Origin of the sequence: Acidithrix ferrooxidans (genome assembly GCF_000949295.1) — a bacterium.
Classification (GTDB): Bacteria; Actinomycetota; Acidimicrobiia; order Acidimicrobiales; family Acidimicrobiaceae; genus Acidithrix; species Acidithrix ferrooxidans.
The window spans coordinates 1-6,136 of sequence record NZ_JXYS01000123.1 but is presented as its reverse complement, the minus strand read 5'-3'; the positions used below and the strand labels follow the sequence as shown (position 1 = coordinate 6,136).

The 6,136-nt window shown below is 52.4% G+C and carries 6 protein-coding genes and 1 pseudogene; 3 read left to right on the top strand and 4 right to left on the bottom strand.

Annotated features, from left to right (window positions below; all coding sequences use genetic code 11):
* A partial coding sequence (locus AXFE_RS16470) for a Druantia anti-phage system protein DruA (RefSeq protein WP_200891333.1) occupies positions 1 to 687 on the top strand: 687 nt, incomplete at its 5' end.
* A gap of 771 nt (positions 688 to 1,458) precedes the next feature.
* On the opposite strand, the gene AXFE_RS16465 is transcribed toward AXFE_RS16470, so the two are convergent.
* The 3 genes and pseudogenes from AXFE_RS16465 to AXFE_RS16460 form a co-directional block, all read right to left on the bottom strand.
* Positions 1,459 to 1,746, bottom strand: coding sequence for an EAL domain-containing protein (locus tag AXFE_RS16465; protein ID WP_052607022.1), 288 nt, complete (start codon positions 1,744 to 1,746; stop codon positions 1,459 to 1,461).
* Positions 1,747 to 1,951: 205 nt separating this feature from the next.
* Positions 1,952 to 2,098, bottom strand: a pseudogene (locus tag AXFE_RS21690) (IS3 family transposase); the annotation flags it as partial.
* A gap of 93 nt (positions 2,099 to 2,191) precedes the next feature.
* Entirely contained in the window at positions 2,192 to 3,658 is a 1,467-nt protein-coding gene (locus AXFE_RS16460) for a Fic family protein (protein WP_160291913.1), read from the bottom strand.
* A 674-nt stretch (positions 3,659 to 4,332) separates the two neighbouring features.
* Between AXFE_RS16460 and AXFE_RS18760 the strand changes: the two genes are divergently transcribed.
* Positions 4,333 to 4,476 (top strand): carbon storage regulator, encoded by a 144-nt coding sequence (locus tag AXFE_RS18760; protein WP_082058853.1) that lies wholly within the window; start codon positions 4,333 to 4,335, stop codon positions 4,474 to 4,476.
* Positions 4,477 to 4,949: 473 nt separating this feature from the next.
* Here AXFE_RS18760 and AXFE_RS16455 read toward each other — a convergent pair whose 3' ends face one another.
* Positions 4,950 to 5,375, bottom strand: a complete 426-nt coding sequence (locus tag AXFE_RS16455) for a PIN domain-containing protein (RefSeq protein WP_235347899.1) — start codon at positions 5,373 to 5,375, stop codon at positions 4,950 to 4,952.
* A gap of 467 nt (positions 5,376 to 5,842) precedes the next feature.
* Here AXFE_RS16455 and AXFE_RS16450 point away from each other — a divergent pair, with 467 nt between their 5' ends.
* Positions 5,843 to 6,091 carry a DDE transposase gene (locus AXFE_RS16450; RefSeq protein WP_052605479.1) on the top strand — a complete coding sequence of 83 codons (249 nt, stop codon included), beginning with the start codon at positions 5,843 to 5,845 and terminating at the stop codon, positions 6,089 to 6,091.
* The last annotated feature ends 45 nt before the right edge of the window (positions 6,092 to 6,136 follow it).

Here is a 6,136-nt window from a genome sequence, read left to right as displayed (position 1 = left end):
GGCCTCATCACTCTTCCTCCACCACGGAGCGAGAACACCAACGGCAGAGCTGTTCGCTACCAGAGTCCTAATGCCCAACTGCGCCTCCCCGACATGTCTCCGAGCACACTGTCTCAGATCGGAGATCTCCGCATACACCTGGTTCAGACCAAGAAAGCCTCTGCGATCTGGAACCAAACCATCGCGAGCTACCACTACCTCGGATACGTGCCTCTCGCTGGTGCACAACTGCGATATCTGGTAGAAGCCGACTGTGGCTTTGTGTCTGCACTCTCCTTTGGTGCGTCGGCCTGGAAGTGCGCTCCTCGTGACACCCATATCGGCTGGGACGACAAGACTCGTCGTTCCCGGCTGCACCTCGTGGTGGGCAACGCGCGCTTTCTCATCCTGCCTTATATCCAGGTTCCCAACCTCGCCTCCAAGATCCTCGCCAAAGTTACCCGACGCCTGCGTGATGACTGGCAGGTCGCCTATGGCTATGCCCCGGTGCTCGTCGAGACCTTTGTCGAGACTGGTCGCTTTGCTGGTACCAGCTACCGAGCAGCCAATTGGATCCAAGTCGGCAAGACCCAAGGTCGCGGCAAGCTAGACCGCACCCATGCCAAAGCACTACCGGTGAAGGACGTCTATCTTTACCCGCTGCACCGAGCTTACAAAACCATTCTCAGCACTCAGACCAGCATGTGAGATCGCCCCGTCAACGTTACGAATCAAACCCTCTTCGGACGGGATCTCCGAATGTGTACGATTTGGACAATCCGACGTAACGAAGTTCGGGGTACTGTGGAGAGTTCGCAAGATGTTTCGCATCATACTGCCAGCCTCTGAGATCCGAATTGACGAGTTTGCGACCAAGCATTAGTGTCTCATTGAGTTGGTCTTGCAGGCTCAGCTACGCCGATCTTTTTGTGTAACTGTGATGCAGGCGCCACTTCTTACATCGAACTTCTCCAGAGTGCGACTATGCAATGAGACGTTCGCTCCATCGCCTTGGGCGAGGCGTGTCAATATAGAAACCGAGGCTGTAGGATTACGAGAGTGGAAGGTACGCGTGAATGGATTTGTCACTCTTTTTACGATCGGAGCGTTCCCCGCGTCGAGACTGCGACTACGGCGAGGTCACTTGCGCCGTGATCGACCCGTTCGCTCGTGAAGTGACCCACCTCGTCTTCGAGCCCACATAGCGCCAAAAGCTCGGTCGACGGGTGCTGCTCTTACCTATCGAATCCTCGAACGACGGGGTGCTTCGGTGCAAATGAACGAGTTCGAGCAACTTGAGTTATCTCTTCTATGCCTACCGTTACTGAGCTGGATCTGTTCTTCGTTCTACCATAGTTTCGATGGTCGGGGAGTCCCTTCGGTATGAGGGTCGTCGGGTGTTATCCACATCCATTCATGCAGCGAAAGGTGGTCTCCTTCAAGCACTAGTGTGTCCATGTGTCGCTGATTGCCCCTTGATCAAACCTCTTCGCTGCAATTGCTACGCATGACCGAGGATTCAATGCTGGTGTTGGGGGTCATGAAATCACTCGCCGACAGGTTTATGTTCATCAATATGTTGGGAGTTCGTGGGTAGCTTTGCTGCCAATCCCCAAGTTGGGGTATCGCCTGCTCTCGGACACAGCGGTTGATCTCCACAATGAAACCGGTCTCTTCCATGAATGGAAGGAATGCCTGGGGACTGAGTAGCCCTCGTTCGGGGTGTTGCCAACGAATTAGCGCTTCGAATCCGGTTATTTCTGCCACTCTCGAGCGCAACTATGGCTTCTGTCTCCCACGAGCGCCGCGCCGGTCCACGTGCAGATTCCAGGCTTTGACAACGATTGGGAGCGAGATGACTCGATGAGCACCCTCACCATTCCGGGAGAGGTCGAATAGGAGCCGTAGGGTTGGCTTGTGCGTATCCAACTGGTGGAATTGCTCACCAAATGGGACTCTGGACCCCGCTTACCTATGCCGCTTGTAAGGTAGCAGTTTGCTCGAACCGAGTCGGCGATAAATGATTGATGTTCGAATGTCTACGCTTCTGGTTGGACCACTGGATCGAAACAAAGATTGCGGTTCTTGCTTCCTCTCGAGTGCTAATGTCGGTTCGGTATACGAGTTCTTTATTGCATGGCCGCTAACACACCAGATAAGATGAGAACCGTCTTCGTTGTGCTACCGGGGGTCTCAGACAAACTGGTATCGGTTAGCTGAGGTCTATTTCTCCGTTTTGGCTTCTGCCGAGCAAGACGAGACGCTTTGGGCTATCAGCTGCATTGAAGGCATTAGTTCTCTCAAGTTGCATAGTTGCTGTTGTTTTGTCAGTGAAATCAATACTGGACGTATAGTCATGAGCGAACCGCAGGGCTTTGATCAAGACGCTGGGGTCGTCATAGCGGGTGAGTTGACGCAAAGCTCCAAGATAGTCATCTCTGAACACGATGGGGATAATGATTCGTGATTGGTTACCAGCGACTAGTTCCGCGTTCATCATTACTCTTGCAGCTCGCCCGTTTCCATCATCGAATGGATGGACCTCAGAAACCAGAAACATGGTAAACACGGCACGCTCCCATGCTGTATCGAGTTCCGCTAGACGAGCAAAGCCTGCACGTAGCGTTCCCTCTGCTAGATCGGGTCGTACAAATACGGAGTCGCCCGCGCGGTTAGCAACTTCTTTCAGTCTCCCAGGGTTCTTTTCCGGTCGCCCAGCGAGAATAATTGAGTGACGATAGCGGAGCAACTCCACGAACTGCTCCCCCGAAGTTGCCACGCTTGACATCTCTATCAGGTCGTTGACAACCTGGTAGGTACCAGTAAGGTCGTGTCCATCTTGGGTTCTGCCATAAGGGACCTTGCCCTCATACACGAGATCAGTAGCTTCGTCTAGTTCGAATTCGGTCCCTTCTATATAGTTTGAAAAGTAGGCTTCGAAAAACGGAAGACAGCTCCAGCGTGGGTCGTTGGGGTCTGCTGGGTGGTTTTGCGGCAGGCTGCGATGCAATGCTTGAGCCAAAAGATCGAACCTTTTAACTCGATCCGCATCGTATGGAAACCCGCGTTGTCGAGCAGCTAGCGCTTGAGAACCCGTACGAATAGTCCTAGTACCAATCGCTGCACCAATCATCTGTTCTAATCGATCGATGCCAGCTGCTGGCACATCGAGATCTCTGGCCATAGCTTTAGCTCGATCTCGATAGTTACGTAGATGATCCTCCCCATCTATGCGAAGTAGTCGATCAACCCAGTCGGCCAACTCATTATCGGTGAACGCACGTCGCGGGCGATTTCTTACCGCTCTCGCTGGGCGAGTATTCTCCGCTAGGGCTCGCCATCGCGATGCCTGGTACAAACCGCCAGGGAGTTCAATATCTCCCTCTAGCGGTCCAGGCCCTTCTCGAGCCAACACCATAAGACCTGGAAGCTGTACTATACGGGCCTCAACCGGACGAACAAGGTAGAGTACTCCATCAACCGGACCACCCGAGGCAGCTGACCTGTCGCTGATCACGGCATCTGGCATGAGGTGGCCTACGATGGTCTGCCACTCTCGCTCCACTACTCCCGTCACATCATTTACCTCTTGGGTGTAGATCCCAGGAGCGATACGGACAAGTTCGCCTCGTTGAACACGACGGCTTAGCGTCGACGCTGGTTGATCAGTAGCGAACACGATGGAGTTAGCCATGCTTAAACTTTCATTATGCGTAGTTATTACCCGCTTAGCATAGCAGAGGTGGAAGAATATCCCATCCTAAGAATGAATACATCGCCGTATCCCGGCTTCGGCAATGCGAAGAGTCATCGGTATATCATGAGAGGCGCTATCTAAACTTGGATTCATATGCGTCCAGAAGCTCAGACGTATGTTGCAGCAAACAAGGAGGTCAGATGACATAGACCGAGCGACAGGCTCACGATAGCTAGCCGGTGAGAGTCCGGTCCAGGGAGACGCCAGAGTCCTTGTTAGAGAAGCCCCCGGTTTGGATAGAGATGTCCGGGTCGAAGCCGGGTGGATCAATATCCGAAATCTCATTACCCCTGACTACCAGGGAGTTTATGTATGTAATCTCTTTGAAACCTGACGCGGCGCCAGGAGGTGTCCCAGATGCTGGGTCATAGCAGGAGGAAGTGTCTGCTTACTTACGCTGGGCAGCACGGTCTATTTTCAGTTGGTTGAACAGGGCACCAAGCTAGGCATTACTTTGCCAGGGGCCACAGGGCTCGGCCTCATCAACGGCCGAAGTCTCAGTCCAGTATGACTGAATTCTTTCCCTGGCCCTGGGAGCGCTGCGTGTTGATCCAACTGCTCATGCCTGGTACTCTTTGTTGTCAAAGGAGGCGTGGATGCACGTGATCACCCGAAAAGAGGAGGAACGGATCGTCATTAGCGACGATATCGTGATTACCATTGTGGAGTCGAAGCGGCGGTCGGTTCGAATTGGGATCGAAGTTCCCACCGAGATCAGGGTTCAGCGGAACCAGGAGTAACCAGTGTCAGTCGAGGCGCGACTATGGAGTTGATCTCGCCTGCCTTCCACCCCGTCGATCAAAGTCAAGTTCTGGGTCGGGCTCGGACTGGCGACATGTCCATTTCATAATATCCCCATTGAACTGCCTTTCTAGCTCAGCAAACCATCGCAACGATGGCTTCCATGAACGACGATCGCCCAACATGACCTGCCGGCTGGGGCGGCCATCACAGCCGCCCGGCACGGTTATTTCGAGATGCTCTGGATTGACCCTGGACGATTGCAGCGATGAGAACGCAACAGATGTCTTGGTGTACTCTGCGTTCTAATTCTCAAGTCCAGGCCGATTCCTCATGCCAAATCAACCCCCAGATTGGAAACCGCGGTATCCTGACCCCTAACTTCGTCCGCGCCTCTCTCAGGCAATCCGAGGTAACCACCCGATACGCCGATATAGCGGTTGACAACTCGACTAGTCCCTGAGTCCCTGAGTCATAGGTGCTCAAGCTCCAGACGCAGGGTCTCTACCGTCCACGTCGGAAGTCCGCATCCGAGAAAGTCACCGTCGCGAGTAAGGATGCCAGCATCCATGGTCATGGCTAGCGCGACAGGAGCCCAATCCTTCGGATCTTGTGGCACTCGCCGAAGTGCAAGTTCCTTCTTCTCCTCGTAGGCAGAAGAAGGAATGATTTCAATGGTGCGGCTGGTGAAGAGTTCATCAACGTCGCCTAACAGCAGATCGACTTGTGCTTGGCTCAAATGACCATGGCCCACAATCTTCTTGGCCCGTTTCGGTAGTTCGTGTTGAGTCTCTTCCCATTGGTCTTGAGCGATGACGCTGCGTAACTGCGGATGGCGGAACAAATCGCGTCCTCGTTTGCGGAGCAGCTCTGCAGCGAGCACGCTCGTATCGACCACCACAATCAATTGGCTCTCCTAACCCTCATGTGGGTCACCAAGACCCCATAACTGATAAGTAACGCCTGTACGATAAGAACTTTTGGGTCTTTAAAAGCATTGAATGAAACCTGCACGGTTTGTGACCTCTAAATTTGAAGTTACTAACACACAGATTTAGGAGATCTAACCGTGCACGCTAACTCTCTAGTCAAGCAGTTGCTTGACGTTAAAGGTGTCATTGTCAACGATATTTTTATCTCAAAAGATGAAATTGTTGTAGATGTCAAACTTGCACGATCCAAGCTCGCATGTCCAAAGTGTTGTTGAATAAGCCGTAAATTCAAAACAAAATACCGCTACGACATCAGAACTTATCAACCCTCGCTGGAGACATCTTGACATGGGAATACGTCGTACTTGGATCTCTTGTGCCCTACGGAGACCGAAATGCCCCAATCATGGAGTAATCACTGAGTCAGTGCCATTTGGGTGACCGGTATCGTAAATCTCGCTTCACGAGAGACTTTGAACATCTAGTTGCCGGCTCAACCGCAAAGATGGATAAAACAACAGTTACGAAGCTCACCCGGATTGCTCAGAAAACAGTTGGTACGATCTGTGAGAGAGTAGTAGCCAAAGAGATCGATCCAAAGCGACTAGAGAAGCTCTCAATAATAGGGGTAGATGAGATTGCCTATCGTAAACACCATAAGTACATAACCCAAGTTATTTAGAGCCCGTAACAGATCATGAAACTGGAAAGATCGTCTATGGAGCAG

Excerpts from the sequence above, each read along its gene's own strand:
- AXFE_RS18760 (WP_082058853.1), top strand. The coding sequence starts at position 4,333 with ATGCACGTGATCACCCGAAAAGAGGAGGAACGGATCGTCATTAGCGAC.